Consider the following 19016-nt stretch of genomic DNA (forward strand, 5'->3'; position numbering starts at 1 on the left):
TCTTCACGCCCTGGACCCGTCAAACGAACCCGATCCAGCGGCCGGCGATCAGCACCGATAACCAGAGGATCGCCGACCCGGCAGCGGCCACGCTCACGCCCGGGTGGATGCCGCCGTCAGCGAAGGCCCGCCGGAAGTGGCGGTTGCGGTGCTGCACCACGATGTTGACGAGCGCCAGGCCGAGCAGCGCCGCCTTGCAGACGAAGGCGGCGTTGCCGAGATACTCCGCAGGCTTCACCGTGAACAGCCAGAGGCCGGTCAGCAGCGCGAGCACGAGCCCGGCCGCCGCGGCACGCGACAGGAACGGCCCGATCACCGCCAGCGGAACGTGGCGGAAGAATCCGAGCAGACGCAGGTCGAGCGGCAGGATGGCGCCGACCAGCAGGCCGACGCCGAGGATATGGAGGGCGTTGACCAGCAGATAGGCGATGCCCGAGCGCTGCAGCAGGACGGCGCCGGGCCAGGATCCCAGCCACTCGACGAGTTGCGCCACCGGCGACGCCCGGCTCAGTTGGTGCGGATGCGCTCCGGGTACATGTCGTAGTTCTTGCCGGCGATCGTGATGCGCACTGCCTTCATCTGCCTCTTGCCCTTGTCCTTGTGGCGATTGCCCAGGATCACGATCGCATCGCCGACCTTGGCGGAGGCCGCGGAGAAGCCCGACCGCTCCGTCTGGTTGGGGTTCCCGAGATCGATCTGCCAGGACACGCCCTCGGTCGTCTTGACCTGCAGCGAGGGATGAGGCGGCGCCATGGAGATCGAGACGATCGTACCCTTGAGCTCGCTCTGCTGGTCCTCGGCCCACGACCAGCCGTGATGGGCCAAGGCCGGGAGGGGCAGGCTCGCGACCGCGCCGCCCAGGACGAGCCGCGCGACGCTGCGCCGGCGGAAGCGGCCGCCCGTGATTGCAGTTGGCATCTTCTCCTCCATGAGGAACGCGAAGGCGGCGATCCTCATCCCCGCATTCCGTCTTGTCGAGCGCCCCCGGTTGACCGGATATAATGTTATAATATAACTATCCAGCGAGGCAGTGCAGCCGAAGGGGAGAGTGACGATGCGGTGTCTGTTGGGATGGTCCTCGATCTGCGGCCTGTTCGCCGGCATGGCCTCGGCATCGGCGCAGACGGAGCCCGCGCCCGCGCCGCCGGCCTCGTCACAGTCCCTTCCGGGAATCACCGTGACGGCGACCAAGATGGACGAGGAGCGCAGCGCCATCCTGCCGAGCCTCGGCGCCACCCAGTACGATTTCAGCCGCACGGCGATCCAGAACACGCCCCAGGGCGAGAACGCGCCGCTCAACCAGGTGCTGCTGCGCGCGCCCGGCGTCGTCCAGGACGGGTTCGGGCAGATCCACGTACGCGGCGACCATGGCAGCCTGCAGTACCGGCTCGACGGCGTGCAGCTGCCGGAAGGCCTGGCGCTGTTCAGCCAGATCCTGTCGCCGCGCTTCGCCAACTCGCTCTCGCTGCTCACCGGCGCGCTGCCGGCGCAGTATGGCCTGCGAACCGCCGGCGTCGTCGACATCGGCGTCAAGTCGGGCACGACCAACCCCGGCGCCGAACTGTCGTTCATGGGCGGCTCCTACAACTGGGTGCAGCCATCGGGAGAGTATGGCGAACGCAGCGGCAACATCGACTATTTCGCCACCGGCCAGTACCTCAGCAACGGCATCGGCATCGAGAACCCGTTCTCGGCGTGGACGCCGATCCACGACCAGACCTCGCAATGGTATGGGCTCACCAAGGTCACGGGTATCGTCGACGAGAACACGCGGCTCTCCTTCATCGGCGGCGGCGTCAACGCGAGCTACCAGATCCCGAACAACATCAACCAGGTCCCAGAGTTCACGGTGTTCGGCAACTCGACCTGGAACAGCGCGATCCTCGACCAGCGCCAGTGGGAGAGCACCTACTTCGGCATCGCCTCGCTGCAGAAGACCTACGAAACCTTGAACATGCAGCTCTCGGGCTTCGCGCGCTATTCGCAGCTCAACTACCAGCCCGACGCGATCGGCGACCTGCTCTACAACGGCGTCGCGCCGTGGGCGCAGCGCGACAGCTTCGCCACCGGCGTGCAGGCCGACGCGAGCTGGAAGGTCGCGCCGCGGCACACGGTGCGCGGCGGCTTCCTGGTCCAGCGCGAGCGCGTCACGAGCTTCGCGCAGGTCAACACGCTGCCGCTGGTGCCCGATCCGAGCGATCCGACGGCCGACCCCATCCCGGGCGACACGCCCGTCGGCCTCACCGACTCCGCCGACCTCACGGGCTGGACCTACAGCGTCTATCTGCAGGACGAATGGAAGGTGCTGCCGTCGCTGACCGTGAACGCCGGCCTGCGCTTCGATGCCATCACCAGCCCGCGCAGCGAGAACCAGCTCAGCCCGCGCATCAACGTCGTCTGGGAGCCCACGCCGGAGATCAGCCTGCGCGCCGGATACTCCCGCTACTTCGTTCCCGTGCCGCTGAACCAGGTCTCGGCGGCCTCGCTCGCCGCGCGCGCCGGCACGGTCATCGCCCCCGAGGTCCTGACCAACGATCCGGCTCGCGCCGAACGCTCCGACTACATCGATGTCGGCCTGACGGTGAAGCCAATCGAGGGCCTCACCATCGGCTTCGGCGGCTTCTACAAATGGGCGGAGAACTACATCGACAAGGGCCAGTTCGGCGCACCGATCTTCCAGACCGCCTTCAACTATTCGAACGCACAGGTGCGCGGCTTCGAGCTTTTCGCCAGCTACGACAAGGGCCCGTGGTCGCTCTACGCCAACCTCGCCTGGTCGCAGGTCAACGCCATCAACATCACCTCGGCCCAGTTCAACTTCGAGCAGGCGGAGCTGGACTACATCGCCAGCAACTGGATCTTCGCCGACCACAACCAGAGCTGGACCGGCTCGGCGGGCGCGGCCTACGTGTTCAACATGGGCAGCGACTGGGCGACGCGGGTTTCCGCCGACGTCCTCTACGGCAACGGCCTGCGCCAGACGCTCGTGACGCCGAACGACACCGCGCTGCCGGCCTACGCCACGCTCAACCTGTCCGTGACCCAGCGCCTGCCGATCGCCGGCAGCCAGGGAACCAATGTCCGGTTCGACGCGATCAACGTCACGGACGGCCAGTACCAGCTCCGGACCGGGACCGGCGTTGGCGTCGGAGCCCCCCAGTTCGGCATGCGGCGGGCCTTCTTCGTGACCCTTTCCCAGAGGTTCTGACCGGGGACGCCCGGACACGAGGCGCTACCGGACACGGGGCGTTAACGGAAACGACATGATTCCGGCGGGCCGGACGTGATAAAGCCCTGGCCATGCTCGACTCACCGCTTCCCTTCGTCGTGTCGCTGAAAGGCGGCTCGAACTTCCGCGACCTCGGCGGCTATCGCACCGCCGACGGCGGCACCGTGCGGCCGCGCACGGTCTTCCGCTCCGCCCATCTCGGCACCCTCACCGACGAGGACCGCACGACCCTGGGCGGCCTCGGCGTCCGCACCATCGTCGACCTGCGCGGCGTCAGCGAGGCGGCGGAGACGCCGCACTGCATCGACGGGCTCACGTGCCGGGTCGTCGGCGCGCACATCGAGCCCGGTGTCGGCGACCGCATCCGCGGCGCCGTGGCCGATGGCACGGCCAGCCCTCACCTGATGATGCAGTACCTGACCGACCACTATCGCGACTATCCGCGACGCTGCGCCCCGGGCTTCCGTACCCTGTTCGGCACGCTGAGCGACGGCGAGCATCGCCCGCTGGTCTTCCACTGCACCGCCGGCAAGGACCGCACGGGCTTCGCCTCGGCGCTGCTGCTCACCCTGCTGGGCGTCCCCTGGGAGACGGTGATCGAGGACTATCTGCGCACCAACGAGCTGTGGACCGGCCATATCGGCCGTTACCCCGAACTCGACATCGACACCCGCGCCGCCATCATCGAGGCGCGCACGCCCTATCTCGAGGCGGCCTTCGCGGTGGTCCGCGACGATTTCGGCAGCGCCGAGAGCTTCGCCGAGAAGGCGCTCGGCCTCGACGCGGCGGCGCGCGAGCGGCTGAAGGCCGAGCTGCTGGAGTGATCCGCCGGACCGCCGACCGCGCGGTCGGCCGAAGCCATTGCTCATGAGACGGGCCGGGAGGTCCCCGGTCCGCTATCATGAGCCGATGGACGACACGCGCCTCGACACGCCCGAACCCTTCAAGGTCGACATTCCCGAGCGTGCGCTGATCGAGCTGGACGAGCGCCTGCGGCGGTGGCGGCCGCCGGTTTCCATAGCCGACGGCGGGTCCTGGGCATCGGGCACGGACCCGGCCTTCCTGGCCGATCTCGTCGACCACTGGCGCCACGGCTACGACTGGCAGCGCTGCCAGGAAGCGATCAACCGGTTTCCCAACTACCGGGTCGATATCGGCCGACAGCGCCTGCACTTCATCCGCGAGCCCGGCACCGAGGTCGAGGGCGCGCCGCGACCGCTGCCGCTGGTGGTGACCCACGGCTGGCCGGGATCGATCGTCGAGTTCCTCGAGATCATCGACCCTCTCGCCCATCCCGAGGCGCATGGCGGCGACCCGCTGGACGCTTTCGACGTGATCGTGCCCTCGCTCCCCGGCTACGGCTTCTCCGGCCCGCCGGTCCGCGCCGACGGCACGACCGGCCCGATCGGGCCGCGCGCGATCGCCGGCCTGTGGCACCGGCTGGTGCACGAGACGCTCAACTACCGCCGGCCCTACGGCGTGCAGGGCGGCGACTGGGGCGCCGTCGTCTCCTCGTGGGCCGCCTTCGACCATCCCGCCAGGGACGAGCCGGACGGCTGGCGGTCGGGCGTGCTCGGCCTGCATCTCAACATGATGGGGCTGCGGCCCGGCATCGATCTCGCCACCGCCGCGCTCGGCGCCGACGAGAAGGCCTGGCTCGCCCGGGTGCGCGGCGAACGCGACGAGAAGACGGCCTACCAGCGCATCCAGGCGACGCGGCCGCAGACGCTGGGCGTGGCGCTGGCCGATTCGCCGGTCGGCCTCGCCGCCTGGATCGTCGAGAAGTTCCAGGCCTGGAGCGACTGCGGCGGCGACCCTCTGAAGCGCTTCCCGATCGACCTGCTGCTCGACAATGTGATGGTCTACTGGCTGACCGGCACGGCGGGCACCGCGACCTGGCTCTATCGCGGCGCCGCCGAGCAGACGCCGCGCGGCCTGCCCGCCGGCCAGCGCGTCGAGGTGCCGACCGGCTTCGCGGCCTTTCCGGCCGACCTCTCCCCGCCGCCGCCGCGCGACTGGATCGAACGGGCCTACGACCTGCGCCGCCACACCGTGATGCCGAGCGGCGGCCATTTCGCCGCCCTCGAGGAACCGCAGCGCCTGGTCGAGGACATCCGCGCCTTCTTCCGTCCGCTTCGCTTCGGCGCGGCGAACGACTGAGGCGCGATGACATTCTGTCGACTCATCGCTTGGGGGCGCGCCACGGCGAGGTTGTGAAGCTATCGGAGCGCGGACCTCCAGGTCCGCATCAGGTCATGAGCGGGCCTGGAGGCCCGCGGTCCAGAAGAGCATGACGTGCCTCGGGAGTGGCGCGCCCCTGGCAGCGAAAGAACGCGCCCTTCCTCATGCTCCTCTCCCCCGCCAGGGGGAGAGGTTCGGTGAGGGGGCTGGAGGCAGCCTTCGATCCCCCTCTCCTAGCCTCTCCCCCTGGCGGGGGAGAGGAACCCGATTGTCTCTACCCGAGCGCCCTCCGATAGCTTCACAACCTCGGAGTGGCGCGCCCCCAGCGAAATGGTGATGGACCTCAAGTCATCGCGCTATGGTCCAAGCGCGCGGCGCCGCGTCAGGCGAGCGTCGCCGTCGCTTGCGCCGCGATCGTGCCCTTGGGCGTCACCGTCCAGAGCTCGGCGCCGTTGCCGTCGGCCGTCGGCCGGCCGATGACGTCGAACGGCGCGGTATCGAACAGCGGCGCCCGCGCCCGCACGGTGAAGGTCTTGATCGTCCGGCCCGGCATCGAGTCGCGTAGCAGGTCGAGCAGGCACTGCTGGGCGAAGGGCCCGTGCACCACCAGGCCGGGATAGCCCTCGACCTCCATGCAGTAGGGCTTGTCGTAGTGGATGCGGTGCGGGTTGAAGGTGATCGCGGAATAGCGGAACAGCATCACGGAGTTGGGCGTGATGGTGCGCCGCCAGGCCGCGTCGGCGGGCGCGGCGTCGCGCACCGGCACGCCGGCCTTGGCACCCGACTTCACCTCCTCGCGGAACACCGTGTTGGCGTCCTCGGTCAGCGCCAGGCCGCGCGGCGTGAAGATGCGGCGCGTCTGCGTGGTGACGATCAGGGCGCCCGTGCTGCCCTGGCGGAGCTGGATGTCGCTGAACTCGGTCTCGCGGCGCAGCCTGTCGCCCACGCGAATCTCGCCGTCGAAGGTGAAGGTCGAGCCGGCATACATGCGCCGCGGCATCGGGATCTCCGGCAGCACGCCGCCGGTGAAGGCCGCGCCATCCTTGCCGAGCTGCGCCGGGCGCGCATGCGAATGCAGGTAGAGGAGATGCCAGCCCGGCGCGATCGGCTCGCCCTCGGCCGGCACCTTGTCGGGACGATCGAAGGTGGCGATCATCGCCTTGATCGGCGCCTGGGTGACGACGTCTTCGTCCTCGATCTTGCGGCCGAGCTGCTTCTTCAAAGGTTCGATGTCTATGGTCATGGCGCTTCCTCTTCTCTGCGCTGCAGGGTAGCCAATCCAGCGATGATCCGCGCCGCCCGTCCGGAAGAAATCGCGCTTCTGCCGCACATCGAAAACGCGGCGGACCAACGCTACGCGCGCGTCGGGCTGCCGCGTGTCCTTGCCATGCCGCCGGCCAGCATCGCATCGCTCGAGGCGGCGCGGCGCGACGGATGCCTGTGGGTCGCGACCTCGCGGTTGAACAGGGTTGCCGGCTTCGCCCTGATGAAGTTCCCCGGAGGCACGGCCTGGCTCGACCAGCTCTCGGTGCTGGCGCGCTGGCAGGAACGGGGGATCGGCACCGCGCTGATCGATCGGGCGGCGCAGGAAGCGCGTCGCCGCGGTTACGACGCGCTCTATCTTTCGACCTATCTCGACGTGCCGTGGAACGCGCCGTTCTATGCGCGGCGCGGCTTTGAACCGGTGCCGCGCGGCACCTGGCCTTCGGCCTTCCGCCGGCAGTTCTCGATCGGGAACAGCCAAGGCCACCCGCCGTGGCGCCGCGCGATCATGAGCCGACCGACCTGACCGACTCTATTCCGCGGCGACGGCCAGCCCCATCTGCTCGCAGGTCGGTGCCACGTCGGAGACGGTGGCGCGGCGCATGTCGCGGGCGAAGCGCTGGTCGTCGAAGTCCATGCCGCGATGCATGGTGCAGCGATCGTCCCAGATCACGAGGTCGTTCACCCGCCAGCGATGCGAATAGACGAACTGGCGCTGGGTGGCGTGCGCCGTCAGCTCGTCGATGAGCCGGCGCGCCTCGGCGTCGTCCATCCCCCGGATCGCGCCAGCGTGGCTTGCGATGTAGAGGCTCATGCGGCCGGAATCCTGCAGCCGGCGCACCAGGACCTGCGGCACCGGCCGGAAGGCCTCGCGCTCTCCCTCGTCGAAGTCGCTGAAGCCCAGACGGGCGCGCGAGGTCATGATCGAATGCTCGGCCACCAGACCGTCGATGCGCCGCTTCGTGGCTTCCGGCAGCGCGTCGTAGGCCGCGCGCATGTCGGCGAACTCGGTCTGGCCGCCGATCGGCGGAATCGAGCGCGCGTGCAGCATGGAGCAGTAGGCCGGCACGCGCTTGAACGACGAATCGGTGTGCCACAGCCGGTTGCCGAGATTGTAGAGCCGCTGGCGGTCGTCGCTCTTCAGGATGCGGTTCTCGGCATCGAGATTGCCGACATCGGCCATGTTCTCGTGCAGCCGCAGCTTGTGGTCCTTGCGCGCCTTGAAGACCGTCGTCTCGAGCGGCCCGAAGTGGCGCGCGAAATCGAGCTGGCTGTCGTCGGTGAACGTCTGGTCGGGGAAGACCAGGACGGCGTAGCGGGTGAAGGCGGCGCGGATGGCGGCGAGATCGTCGGCGGCGAGCGGCCGGCCGAGCACGACGTCGCCCACCTCGGCCGCGAAATCCGGCGTGATCGGCTGGACGGTGATGGCCACGGGCTTCCTCCTAAGTGTCCCGGTTCCGGGATCGTGGGCAATTGGACCACCGAACGGCCGCCGCCGCAATCCGACCTCGCGGCGGGAGCGCAGGGCGGACGGGACGTCGCATGCGACCGCCTTGGCCGCGCCGCCGGCAGGGGAATCCCGCTATACTGGAGCATGATCGAAAAGCAGGAAGTCCAGGAGATCTTTCCCACGCCACTCTGGATCGTGGATCTCCAGCCCCTGGCCGCCGCCGCCCTCAACGCGTCGCTCAAGGCCGAGATCGAGCGCATGATCGCGCCGCGGCCCAAGATCCCCGCCGGCAGCAACTGGCAGACGCCGCAGGACCTGCACACGAAACCGGCCTTCGCCGAGTTCGTGAAGCTGATCGAGACGGCAGCACGCGGTGTCGCCCGCTTCCTCCAGGTCGACCAGTATCCGATGGGCATCACCGGCTGCTGGGCCAACGTCAATCCGCCCGGCGCCTACCATCCGATGCACCACCATCCCAACAACTACCTGAGCGGCGTCTATTACGTCGCGGTGCCGCCCGGTTCGCAGATCATCTTCCAGGATCCGCGCGGCCAGGCGTCGATGATCATGCCCAAGCCGCGCCAGTACACGAAGCTGACGGCCAACGGCGCCAACGCCCAGAGCCGCGAGGGAAGGCTGGTAATGTTCCCGTCGTGGCTGAAGCACACCGTGCCTGCCAACGACGGCCATACCGACCGTATCAGCATCTCGTTCAACCTGATGTTCCGGAATTTCAGCGAGACCATGGCGGCGCCGCTGTGGGACGCGACGGCCGGCAAGGACAGGAAATAGGTCGCGGGTCCTAGAGCCCCTTCCGCCCCATCTCCAGGAACTTATCCTGGCGGCGCTGGCGCAGCGCATCCGCATCGAGCTCCGCCAGCTCCGCCAGCGCCTGGGAGACGACCTTGCCGACGACGTCGATCGTCTCGTCGGCGCCGCGATGGGCGCCGCCCATCGGCTCGGGGATCACGTCGTCGATCACGTCGAGCTTCTTGAGATCGGCCGCCGTCACCTTCATGGCCTCGGCCGCCTCCTGGGCATTGGCGTTGGAACGCCACAGGATCGACGCGCAGCCCTCGGGCGTGATGACCGAATAGACCGAGTTCTCCAGCATGTAGATGCGGTCGGCCGAGGCGATCGCGAGCGCGCCGCCCGAGCCGCCCTCGCCGATCACGACGCTGACCAGCGGCACGCCGAGCGACAGGCAGGTGTCGATCGAGCTGGCCACCGCCTCGGCCTGGCCGCGCGCCTCGGCATCGATACCGGGATAGGCGCCGGGCGTGTCAACCAGCGTCACCACGGGCAGCCGGAACCGGTCGGCGAGCCTCATCAGGCGCTGCGCCTTGCGATAGCCCTCGGGGCGCATCATCCCGAAATTGTGCTTGATGCGGGAATCCGTATCGTCGCCCTTCTGCTGGCCCAGGACCAGGACGCTGCGGCCGTCCAGCCGGCCGACGCCGCCCACCAGCGCCGCGTCCTCGCCGAACGCCCTGTCGCCGGACAAGGGCGTGAAGTCCGCAATCAGGCGGTCGATGTAGCGCTGCGCGTGCGGCCGCTCGGCATGCCGCGCCACCTGCACGCGCTGCCAGGGCGTCAGCTTGGCGTAGGTCGCGCGGAGCTGCTTCTGCACCTTTTCCTGCAGGCGCATGACTTCCTCGGCGATGTCGACATCGCCCGAGTTCGGCAGGTGCCGGAGCTCGGCAATCTTGCTTTCGAGCTCCGCGATCGGCTTCTCGAAGTCCAGATACGTGGTCATTGATTGTCTGGTGTCGCGCGACGCCGGAGGCCTGTCAACCGGCCCGCCCGCCCCCGCCGGAGCCGCGGCGGCGGCGCGCCAGCGGATGCTTGTCCTGCACCAGCGCCCGCAGCCTCTCGTCCAGGACATGCGTGTAGATCTGCGTCGTGGCGATGTCGGCGTGGCCCAGCATGAGCTGGACGCTGCGAAGGTCGGCGCCGCCCTCGAGCAGGTGGCTGGCGAAGGCGTGCCGCAGCACGTGCGGCGATACGCGCGCCGGATCGATTCCCGCCGCCAGCGCCGCCTCCTTCAGGAGCTGCGCAAAACGCTGCCGGGTGAGATGGCCGGTCCGGCCGCGCGAGGGAAAGAGGAAGCGCGACCGCGCCTCCGGCTCGAGCCGCGCCTCACGGACCGGCAACCAGGCCACGATCGCCAAGCGCGCGGGATCCGACAGCGGCACGACGCGCTCCTTGTCGCCCTTGCCACGGACCACCAGCACGGTGGGATCGCGCTCGACGGAGGCCAGCGGCAGGGTCACGAGCTCCGACACGCGCAGGCCGGTGGCGTAAAGGATCTCCAGCAGGGTCGCCATGCGGTCGAAATCGTCGTCGCGCCGCGACGCCTCGATCAGGCGATCGACCTCGTCGCGCGTCAGCACCTTGGGCAGCGGGCGCCCGAGCCGCGGCGCATCGAGCGTGCTCGACGGATCGCCCTCGCGCATCCCCTCGGCGAGGAGGAAGCGGAAGACCTGGCGCATCACCGACAGCCGCCGGGCCACCGTCCGGGGGGTCATGCCGACATAGTCGAGCGACTTCAGGTAGGCCCGCAGCGCCTCGACATCGGCATCGACCAGCCGGCGCTTGCGGCGCGCCAGGAAAGCCTCGAGATCGCGCAGGTCGGCGGCATAAGCCAGCACCGTGTTGCGCGAGGCTCCCCGCTCGGCCGTCAGCATCTCCAGGAAGGTCTCGGCCGCGCGCGACAGCGGGACCGGCGGCTTCTTCTTCATCTCCCGGGGGCCGCGGCCGGTCGTCGTCGCGAGCGCGGACAGGCTCGCCCGGATCCCGTTTCGGCAAGCCTGCTCCGTCCGGCCGATTTGCGCCCGGCGGACCGGGCTCTAGCGCGCGAACCGCTCATTGGGGACGGGGACCTCGAAATGCCTCATCGGCGGCCGGGGTTCGATGACGACGAGTGCGACGATGCCCGCGACGACCAGGCCGAGCAGGATCACGAAGATCGTCGGCCCGATCCTGACGGTGGGCACGCTGAATCGGTTTCGGGAACGGAACGATGGCACGCGATCAACCTAACCCGTCCCCGCCCCGAGCGGCAACGCCGGCCGGGTGACCAAGCCGGGCTCGCTTGAAACCGCGGGCGGAATGGGCGACATGCAGGGTGCCGGAAGCAGCATGGACGCCCGTTCACCCCTATCGCCACCGCGCACCATCGCCCTCGTCGGGCTGATGGGCGCCGGAAAGAGCGCCATCGGCAAGCGTCTCGCGAACCGGCTCGGTCTGCCGTTCGTCGACGCCGACGACGAGATCGAGCGCGCGGCCGGCTGCTCGATCGCCGAAATCTTCGAGAAGTACGGCGAGGCGGAGTTCCGCGCCGGCGAGCGGCGGGTCATTGCGCGCCTGCTCGAGAGGCCGCCGCTCGTCCTGTCGACCGGCGGCGGCGCCTACATGGATCCCGAGACCCGCGACCTGATGCGCAGTCGCGCGCTGACCGTCTGGCTGCGCGCCGAGCTCGACGTGCTGTTCGAACGCGTGCGAAAGCGCGGCCATCGGCCGCTGCTGCGGCAGGGCGATCCGAAGGAGGTTCTCGCGCGCCTGATGAACCAGCGTTATCCGATCTATGCCCAGGCCGACATCGTCGTCGATTCGACCGCGCAACCCGCCGACCGCACCACCGACCAGGTCCTCGAAGCCGTACGCGCCCATCTGGAGGCCGAGCAGGCACCGGCATGACCAACGCCGCCTCCCCGCGCCGCATCCGCGTCGACCTCGCCGGCCGCGCCTATGACATCCTGGTCGGCCCCGGCCTGATCGATCGCGCCGGCGAGCTGAGCCGCCCGCTGCTGGCCGCGCCCAAGGTCGTCATCGTCAGCGACGACACGGTGGCGCCCCTCTACGCCGATCGGCTGGCCGCCTCGTTCGCCGCCGCGGGCGTCGCGGCCTCGCTGGCCACCGTTCCCGCCGGCGAGGGCAGCAAGGATTTCGCCGCCTTCGGCCGGCTCATGAACGAGCTGCTCGACCGGCGCCCGGACCGGCGCACCACGCTGGTGGCGCTGGGCGGCGGCGTCGTCGGCGATCTCACCGGCTTCGCCGCCGCGGTGCTGCTGCGCGGCGTCGACTTCATCCAGGTGCCGACCACGCTGCTCGCCCAGGTCGATTCCTCGGTCGGCGGCAAGACCGGCATCAACACGCGCCACGGCAAGAACCTGGTCGGCGCCTTCTACCAGCCGCGCCTGGTGCTGGCCGACACCGACGTGCTCGACACGCTGCCGCGGCGCGAGCTGCTGGCCGGCTATGCCGAGGTCGCCAAGTACGGGCTGATCGACGATCCCGGCTTCTTCGACTGGTGCGAGGCCAACGGGACCGCGCTGCTGGCCGGCGATGCCGCCCGGCGCACCCACGCCATCGAGCAGAGCTGCCTCGCCAAGGCCCGCATCGTCGCCGCCGACGAGCGCGAGACGGCAGACCTGCGCGCCCTCCTCAACCTCGGCCATACGTTCGGCCATGCCCTCGAGGCCGAGACGGGATTCGGCGCGGACCTGCTGCACGGCGAGGCGGTGGGCACCGGCATGGCGCTGGCGTTCGATTTGTCCGCGCGGCTGGGCCTCTGCCCGCCGGCCGACGCCGAGCGCGTGCGGCTCCATCTCGGCGATGTCGGCCTGCCCCTGCGGCTGCGTGCGATCGGCGGAGACAACCGGCGCGCCTGGGATTCCGGGCGCCTGATCGACCATATGCGGGGCGACAAGAAGGCCGAGGACGGCCGCCTGACCTTCGTGCTGGCCCGGGGCATCGGCGGGGCGTTCGTGAGCCGCGACGTCGACGAGGCGACCTTGCGCCGGCTGCTCGACGACGCCATCGCCGCCTGACGCCCGGAACGGCTGCGGCGGCATGGAAACCGACCTTCACCTCGACCTGCCGATCGCCGTCGCCGCGCCGCTCGTGGTGCTGTGCCTGGCGCTCGGCGCCTACATGTCGGCGGCGGAGACGGCGATCACCGGCACCTCGCGACCGCGCATGCACCGCCTGGCGCAGCAGGGCAACAAGCGCGCCGCCATCGTGAACCAACTGCTCGACCGCAAGGACGAGGCGGTCAGCGCCGTGCTGCTGGGCAACAGCGTCGTCAACATCCTCTCGGCCTCGCTCACGACCGCCGTGCTGACGGCGCTGTTCGGCGCGGCCGGCATCGTCTACGCCACCGTCGCCGTCGGCATCATGGTGGTGATCTTCGCCGAGGTCATGCCCAAGACCTGGGCGCTCCTGCGCGCCGATCGCGTGGCGCTGGTGCTGGCGCCGTCGATCGTTCTCACCCTCGCCGTGCTCGGCCCGATGGCGCGGGCGGTCGCCTGGGTCTCCCGCTTCTTCCTCAACCTGCTCGGCGTGCGCGTCGACCGCATGCCCGACGCCACGGAGCACGACGACGTGCTGCGCGGCGCCATCGAGCTGCACGGCCACGGCCAGGCCGACGAGGCGGCGCCGGAAGAGAAGGCGATGCTGCGCTCGGTACTGGAGCTCGGCGACCGGACCGTGGGCGACGTCATGACCCATCGCGGCAACGTCGTGCTGATCGACGCCGACCAGCCGCTCGAGGCGATCGTCGACCAGATGCTGTCGGCGCCCTACACGCGCCTGCCGGTGTTCCGCGGCGACCCCGACAACATCCTGGGCGTCGTCCACGCCAAGGATCTCTTCCGGGCCGTCAAGGCAGCGGGCGATCCCAAGGCGGTGTCGCTCGAGAATGTGATGACGGCGACCTGGTTCATTCCCGAATCGACCACCCTGTTCGACCAGCTCCAGGCCTTTCGCGCGCGTCACGAGCATTTCGCCATCGTCGTCGACGAGTACGGCGCACTGCGCGGCATCGTCACCCTCGAGGACATCATCGAGGAGATCACCGGCGACATCGAGGACGAGCACGACGCGATCAAGCGGGGCGTGGTCCGGCTCGAGGACGACAGCCTGCTCTGCCAGGGCGACGTGCCGATCCGCGACCTCAACCGGGAGTTCGGCTGGGGCTTGCCCGAGGACGTTGCCATCACCATCGCCGGGCTGGTGCTCCACGAGGCCCGCCGCATCCCCGAGGTCGGCCAGACCTACGCCTTCCACGGCTTCCGCTTCGAGATCCTGAAGCGCGAGGGCACACGCATTGCCGAGTTGCGAATCATGCCCCCGCTGGTCATACAGGCCGCCACGATCTGAGTTTCACCGGAGAGGACATGCCATGCCGCTATCGCCACCGGTCGGGCGACAGCATCTGCACACGCGTCGCGTCACCTGCCAGGGCTTCTTCCGCGAGGACGGGCTGTGGGACATCGAGGGCCGCATCACCGACGAAAAGACCTACGAGCATCCCAACGAATGGCGCGGCCCGCTCAAGGCCGGCGACTTCGTGCACGACATGTCGATCCGCCTGACGATCGACCACCGCTTCACCATCGTCGACGTCGAGGCGGTCACCGACAAGTCGCCCTACCAGGTCTGCAGCGGGATCACGCCGGACTTCAAGAAGCTGATCGGCCTGCGCATCGGCGGCGGCTTCCATCGCCAGGTCCGCGAGCGGCTGGGCGGCGTCCACGGCTGCACCCATATCGTCGAGCTGCTGGGCCCGGTGGCGACGACCGCCTTCCAGACCGTGTCGTCGCGCAAGGCGCGCGACCTCTCGCTGGCGCACCGCGTCAAGATCGGCAAGCCGCCCAAGCCCGCCGATCCCGCGAAGCCGCCGTCGAAGCCGTACGTCGTCGACACCTGCCACGCCTGGGCCGCGGACGGGGCGGTCGTGAAGCGCTGGGCGCCCCAGTTCTACACCGGTCCCGATGCCGAAGCGGTGCGCGCCGCCGCCGCCGGCAAAGAGATCGAGATGGATGGCTGAAGCGATGCTGTCATCCCGAGGGCGAAGCCCGAGGGACCTTTGGTGCCTCAGAAAGGTCCCTTCCCTTCGACGTCGCTCAGGGCAGGCGCTACGCTCGGGATGACACGGTGCGATCATCCTCCGCCGGCGTCAGCGTCGTCAGCGCCAGCGCGTGCAGGCCGGCATCCAGCTCCTCCTTGAGCGTGGCGTAGACCAGCCGCTGGCGCGCGACCCGGTTCTTGCCCTCGAAGGCCGCGGACACGATCTCGACCCGAAAGTGGGTCTCGCCGCCTTCGCGCCAGCCGGCATGGCCGTGATGGCGGGAGGATTCGTCCTCGATGGCGAGGCGCACCGGCGCGAAGGCGCTCCGCAGCTTGTTGTCAATCGCCGTCGCAACCTTGCCCATCGCCTGCCTCTCTTGCCCGTCCAAACCGTTGAACACATATTAGCGCGATGGCCCGACGGCGAGCGAAACCCTTGGCGGCGGAGAACGGCGCAGCGACGCACCAGCGCGTCTGCGAGGCGCCGGGCTGCCTACTGGGCGGCGAGTTCCGGGCACCGCGGGCGCGCGACCGGCTGAACGAGTACCGCTGGTTCTGTCTCGAGCACGTGCGCGAGTACAACAAGAACTGGGACTATTTCGCCGGCCTCGACGCCAACCAGATCGAGGCCCACATCCGCGCCGACACGACCTGGCGCCGGCCGGTCTGGCCGCTGGGAACGCGGCGCAACCGCGGGCCCTATGTCCACATCACCGACCCGTTAGACCTGGCCGGCGACGCGGGCGTGGCCGAGCGGCTGCCGCCCAAGCCCGATGGCAGCGAGCAACTGACCCCGGCGGAGCGGACCGCCATGGGAATTCTTGAACTTTCGTGGCCCCTTACCCGGGCCGCCGTGAAATCTCGTTACAAGGAACTGGTGAAGATCCACCATCCCGACGCCAACGGCGGCGCCCGGGAAGCCGAGGAGCGGCTGAAGGAGATCAACGCGGCCTATTCCACTCTGCGGGCGTCGGAAAACCTCCTGGCGGAGTGATCCGGCCTCAGGCGGGGCAAAGGGGGCAATTGGTCGCTTGCGGTGCACAATCGAGCCTGCGAGACTTGTTTTTGGCCCGCAATTTGGCGGGCTTTGTTTTGTAGGACAGATGATGGCCTCTACGACAACCGCGGCCCGCCAGAACGTGTCGGGCATGCCGGACATCAAGATTTCCGCGCGCCAGGTCTTCGGCATCGACACCGACATGGAAGTGCCGGCCTTCAGCCAGCCCACCGAGTACGTGCCCGAAGTCGACGACGCCTACCTCTTCGACCACGACACGACGATGGCGATCCTCGCGGGCTTTGCGCACAACCGCCGCGTCATGGTCCAGGGCTATCACGGCACCGGCAAGTCGACCCATATCGAGCAGGTCGCGGCCCGCCTCAACTGGCCCTGCGTGCGCGTCAACCTCGACAGCCACATCAGCCGTATCGACCTTATCGGCAAGGACGCGATCGTGCTGCGCGACGGCAAGCAGATCACCGAGTTCCGCGAGGGCATCCTGCCGTGGGCGCTGCAGAACCCGACGGCGCTGGTGTTCGACGAGTACGATGCCGGCCGCGCCGACGTGATGTTCGTGATCCAGCGCGTGCTCGAGGTCGAGGGCAAGCTCACCCTGCTCGACCAGAACAAGGTGATCCGCCCTCACCCGGCCTTCCGCCTGTTCTCGACCGCCAACACGGTCGGCCTCGGCGACACGACCGGCCTCTATCACGGCACGCAGCAGATCAACCAGGGCCAGATGGACCGCTGGTCGATCGTGACGACCCTGAACTACCTGCCGCACGACCAGGAAGTCGACATCGTGCTGGCCAAGACGCCGTTCTACGACAACGACGAGGGCCGCAAGATCGTCTCGGCGATGGTCGCGCTGGCCGACCTCACGCGCGCCGGCTTCATCGCCGGCGACATCTCGACCGTCATGTCGCCCCGCACGGTGATCACTTGGGCCGAGAACGCCCGCATCTTCGGCGGCGACGTCGGCTTCGGCTTCCGTCTCACCTTCCTCAACAAGTGCGACGAGGTCGAGCGCAGCACGCTCGCCGAGTACTATCAGCGCTGCTTCGGCAAGGAACTGCCGGCGTCGAGCGGCAAGGGCGGCAAGCTGCACTGACGAGGGGCCCGATGGCCAAGGACTCAACGCCGCTCGAGGAATTCCGGCGCGTCACCGCCACCACCATGCGGGCGGTGTCGCGCAACGAGGTCAACGTCTCCTTCGTGCCGGACGGCGGCTCGCTGCTGGGCAACGAGGCGCGCATCACGGTGCCCGCCCGCGACCTGCCGGTCGAGGATGTCAGCCGCGTGCGCGGCGAGGCCGATTCGATGGCGCTCCGCCTGCGCCACCACGACCGCAAGACCCATCTGCGCCGCGTGCCGCGCGGCGAGACGGCCCGCGCGATCTTCGATGCCGTCGAGCAGGTCCGCGTCGAGGCGCTCGGTGCCCGGCGCATGGCCGGCGTCGCCGACAACCTCAGCGCCCTGTGGCGGCAGCGTTCCGACCAGCGCGGCCATGCCCGCATCAAGTCCAAGGACGACGCGCCGATCGCCGACGTGATCGGCCTGATCGCCCGCGAGCAGCTGCTCGGCACGGCCCCGCCGGAGAGCGCCAAGGCGATGGTCGACATGTGGCGCGCCGACGTCGAGGCGCTGGCCGGCCGCGACTTCCAGAAGCTGCGCGATTCGCTGGCCAACCAGGAGGCCTTCGCGCGTGCCGCGCGGCAGCTCATCCGCGACCTCAAGCTCGGCGACGAGACCGCCGACCTGCAGGACGAGGACGACCAGGAATCGCAGGACCAGGAGAACGCGGACGGCCAGTCGAACGAGACCGGCGACGACCAGAGCGATTCCAGCGAGACCCACGGCTACGGCGCCCAGGGCGAGGAGACCGAGGACGCTTCCGAGCAGGAGGACGCCTCGGAGACCGTCGCCGACCAGGCGCAGACCGAGATGCAGATGGGTTCGGGCGACGAGGAGGAGCCGGGCCGGGCCGAACGCCCGTGGCTGCCGCCGGGCGCGCTCAACAACGAGCCGGCCGGCCAGCAGTACCACGCCTACACGCTGAAGTTCGACGAGATCGTCGAGGCCGAGCAGCTCTGCGACGCCGAGGAGCTCGGCCGCCTGCGCAACCATCTCGACCAGCAGCTGTCGCACCTGCAGGGCGTGATCGGCAAGCTGGCCAACCGCCTGCAGCGCCGGCTCATGGCGCAGCAGAACCGCTCCTGGGACTTCGACCTCGATGAGGGCACGCTCGACGCCGCGCGCCTGGCGCGAATCGTCGCCAATCCCATGCACGCCCTCTCCTTCAAGAAGGAGAAGGAGACGAACTTCCGCGACACGGTCGTGTCGCTGCTGATCGACAATTCCGGATCGATGCGCGGCCGTCCGATCACGGTGGCGGCGATGAGCGCCGACATCCTGGCGCGCACGCTGGAGCGCTGCGGCGTCAAGGTCGAGATCCTGGGCTTCACGACCCGCGCCTGGAAGGGCGGCCAGAGCCGCGAGCAGTGGCTCGCCGCCGGCAAGCCGGCCAATCCGGGCCGCCTCAACGACCTGCGCCACATCATCTACAAGCCGGCCGACGCGCCCTGGCGGCGGGCCCGCAAGAACCTCGGCCTGATGCTGCGCGAAGGCATCCTCAAGGAGAACATCGACGGCGAGGCGCTGCTGTGGGCACACAACCGCCTGCTGCCCCGCCCGGAAGAACGCAAGATCATGATGGTGATCTCCGATGGCGCGCCGGTCGACGATTCGACCCTGTCGGTGAACCCGGGCAACTACCTGGAGCGCCACCTGCGCGACGTCATCGACTGGATCGAGACGCGTTCGCCCGTCGAGCTCATCGCCATCGGCATCGGCCACGACGTCACGCGCTACTATCGTCGCGCCGTCACCATCGTCGACGCCGACCAGCTCGGCGGCACGATGATGGAGCAGCTCGCCTCGCTGTTCGACGAGGAGGACCAGCAGAGCGTGCGCAACGCCCGCGAGCAGCGGCGCGGCGGCTCGAAGGGCTCCGGAAAGTCCGGCCGGCGCGCCGCCTGACG

Annotated in this window: 20 protein-coding genes; 12 read left to right on the plus strand and 8 right to left on the minus strand. The window is 69.2% G+C overall.

All coding sequences use genetic code 11. The annotated features are described in order from the left end of the window. Positions 1 to 19 precede the first annotated feature (19 nt). Positions 20 to 493, minus strand: coding sequence for a DUF6644 family protein (locus tag ACO073_RS25755; protein ID WP_422001534.1), 474 nt, complete (start codon positions 491 to 493; stop codon positions 20 to 22). A gap of 14 nt (positions 494 to 507) precedes the next feature. Further along, entirely contained in the window at positions 508 to 918 is a 411-nt protein-coding gene (locus ACO073_RS25760) for a DUF6152 family protein (RefSeq protein ID WP_422001535.1), read from the minus strand. Positions 919 to 1054: 136 nt separating this feature from the next. Here ACO073_RS25760 and ACO073_RS25765 point away from each other — a divergent pair, with 136 nt between their 5' ends. The 3 genes from ACO073_RS25765 (at position 1055) to ACO073_RS25775 (ending at position 5389) form a co-directional block, all read left to right on the plus strand. Then, positions 1055 to 3208 (plus strand): TonB-dependent receptor, encoded by a 2154-nt coding sequence (locus ACO073_RS25765; RefSeq protein WP_422001537.1) that lies wholly within the window; start codon positions 1055 to 1057, stop codon positions 3206 to 3208. Positions 3209 to 3300: 92 nt separating this feature from the next. After that, positions 3301 to 4053, plus strand: a complete 753-nt coding sequence (locus ACO073_RS25770) for a tyrosine-protein phosphatase (protein WP_422001539.1) — start codon at positions 3301 to 3303, stop codon at positions 4051 to 4053. Positions 4054 to 4138: 85 nt separating this feature from the next. Then, a complete protein-coding gene (locus tag ACO073_RS25775) occupies positions 4139 to 5389 on the plus strand; it encodes an epoxide hydrolase family protein (protein ID WP_422001541.1) in 1251 nt (416 codons plus the stop codon). 403 nt (positions 5390 to 5792) lie between these two features. Here the strand turns inward: ACO073_RS25775 and ACO073_RS25780 are convergent, their stop codons facing one another. Further along, entirely contained in the window at positions 5793 to 6653 is an 861-nt protein-coding gene (locus ACO073_RS25780) for an FAS1-like dehydratase domain-containing protein (protein WP_422001543.1), read from the minus strand. A gap of 42 nt (positions 6654 to 6695) precedes the next feature. Here ACO073_RS25780 and ACO073_RS25785 point away from each other — a divergent pair, with 42 nt between their 5' ends. Continuing rightward, a complete protein-coding gene (locus tag ACO073_RS25785) occupies positions 6696 to 7199 on the plus strand; it encodes a GNAT family N-acetyltransferase (protein ID WP_422001545.1) in 504 nt (167 codons plus the stop codon). 6 nt (positions 7200 to 7205) lie between these two features. On the opposite strand, the gene ACO073_RS25790 is transcribed toward ACO073_RS25785, so the two are convergent. Then, positions 7206 to 8105: a TauD/TfdA dioxygenase family protein gene (locus tag ACO073_RS25790; protein WP_422001546.1), complete on the minus strand. Its 900-nt coding sequence runs from the start codon at positions 8103 to 8105 to the stop codon at positions 7206 to 7208. Between the two features lie 162 nt (positions 8106 to 8267). Between ACO073_RS25790 and ACO073_RS25795 the strand changes: the two genes are divergently transcribed. Further along, the gene (locus tag ACO073_RS25795) at positions 8268 to 8915 is read left to right on the plus strand and encodes a 2OG-Fe(II) oxygenase family protein (RefSeq protein ID WP_422001548.1); all 648 of its coding nucleotides are present in this window, start codon (positions 8268 to 8270) and stop codon (positions 8913 to 8915) included. A 10-nt stretch (positions 8916 to 8925) separates the two neighbouring features. Here ACO073_RS25795 and ACO073_RS25800 read toward each other — a convergent pair whose 3' ends face one another. The 3 genes from ACO073_RS25800 to ACO073_RS25810 form a co-directional block, all read right to left on the minus strand. Beyond that, positions 8926 to 9879 (minus strand): acetyl-CoA carboxylase carboxyltransferase subunit alpha, encoded by a 954-nt coding sequence (locus ACO073_RS25800; RefSeq protein WP_422001549.1) that lies wholly within the window; start codon positions 9877 to 9879, stop codon positions 8926 to 8928. A gap of 34 nt (positions 9880 to 9913) precedes the next feature. Continuing rightward, entirely contained in the window at positions 9914 to 10864 is a 951-nt protein-coding gene (locus ACO073_RS25805) for a site-specific tyrosine recombinase XerD (RefSeq protein WP_422001551.1), read from the minus strand. A gap of 108 nt (positions 10865 to 10972) precedes the next feature. Further along, positions 10973 to 11119 carry a hypothetical protein gene (locus ACO073_RS25810; RefSeq protein ID WP_422001552.1) on the minus strand — a complete coding sequence of 49 codons (147 nt, stop codon included), beginning with the start codon at positions 11117 to 11119 and terminating at the stop codon, positions 10973 to 10975. 79 nt (positions 11120 to 11198) lie between these two features. Here ACO073_RS25810 and ACO073_RS25815 point away from each other — a divergent pair, with 79 nt between their 5' ends. From ACO073_RS25815 to ACO073_RS25830, 4 genes are read left to right on the plus strand one after another with little or no spacing between them, the layout of a single operon-like run. Then, entirely contained in the window at positions 11199 to 11822 is a 624-nt protein-coding gene (locus ACO073_RS25815) for a shikimate kinase (RefSeq protein ID WP_422001553.1), read from the plus strand. Next, a complete protein-coding gene (gene aroB, locus ACO073_RS25820) occupies positions 11819 to 12955 on the plus strand; it encodes a 3-dehydroquinate synthase (RefSeq protein WP_422001555.1) in 1137 nt (378 codons plus the stop codon). The genes ACO073_RS25815 and aroB overlap by 4 nt, the downstream gene beginning before the upstream one ends. A gap of 22 nt (positions 12956 to 12977) precedes the next feature. Then, positions 12978 to 14285 carry an HlyC/CorC family transporter gene (locus tag ACO073_RS25825; RefSeq protein ID WP_422001556.1) on the plus strand — a complete coding sequence of 436 codons (1308 nt, stop codon included), beginning with the start codon at positions 12978 to 12980 and terminating at the stop codon, positions 14283 to 14285. Positions 14286 to 14307: 22 nt separating this feature from the next. Next, complete coding sequence (locus ACO073_RS25830) at positions 14308 to 14955, plus strand: DUF2889 domain-containing protein (RefSeq protein ID WP_422001558.1); 648 nt, start codon at positions 14308 to 14310, stop codon at positions 14953 to 14955. 88 nt (positions 14956 to 15043) lie between these two features. On the opposite strand, the gene ACO073_RS25835 is transcribed toward ACO073_RS25830, so the two are convergent. Beyond that, positions 15044 to 15340: a BolA family protein gene (locus ACO073_RS25835; RefSeq protein WP_422001559.1), complete on the minus strand. Its 297-nt coding sequence runs from the start codon at positions 15338 to 15340 to the stop codon at positions 15044 to 15046. A 47-nt stretch (positions 15341 to 15387) separates the two neighbouring features. On the opposite strand from ACO073_RS25835, the gene ACO073_RS25840 reads away from it, so the two are divergent. From ACO073_RS25840 to cobT, 3 genes are all read left to right on the plus strand, one after another. After that, positions 15388 to 15969 carry a J domain-containing protein gene (locus ACO073_RS25840; protein WP_422001561.1) on the plus strand — a complete coding sequence of 194 codons (582 nt, stop codon included), beginning with the start codon at positions 15388 to 15390 and terminating at the stop codon, positions 15967 to 15969. A 109-nt stretch (positions 15970 to 16078) separates the two neighbouring features. Further along, positions 16079 to 17086 carry a cobaltochelatase subunit CobS gene (gene cobS, locus ACO073_RS25845; protein ID WP_422001562.1) on the plus strand — a complete coding sequence of 336 codons (1008 nt, stop codon included), beginning with the start codon at positions 16079 to 16081 and terminating at the stop codon, positions 17084 to 17086. Between the two features lie 11 nt (positions 17087 to 17097). Continuing rightward, positions 17098 to 19014, plus strand: coding sequence for a cobaltochelatase subunit CobT (cobT, locus tag ACO073_RS25850; RefSeq protein ID WP_422001564.1), 1917 nt, complete (start codon positions 17098 to 17100; stop codon positions 19012 to 19014). The last annotated feature ends 2 nt before the right edge of the window (positions 19015 to 19016 follow it).

It is taken from the genome of Reyranella sp., from assembly GCF_965229815.1.
GTDB lineage: Bacteria > Pseudomonadota > Alphaproteobacteria > Reyranellales > Reyranellaceae > Reyranella.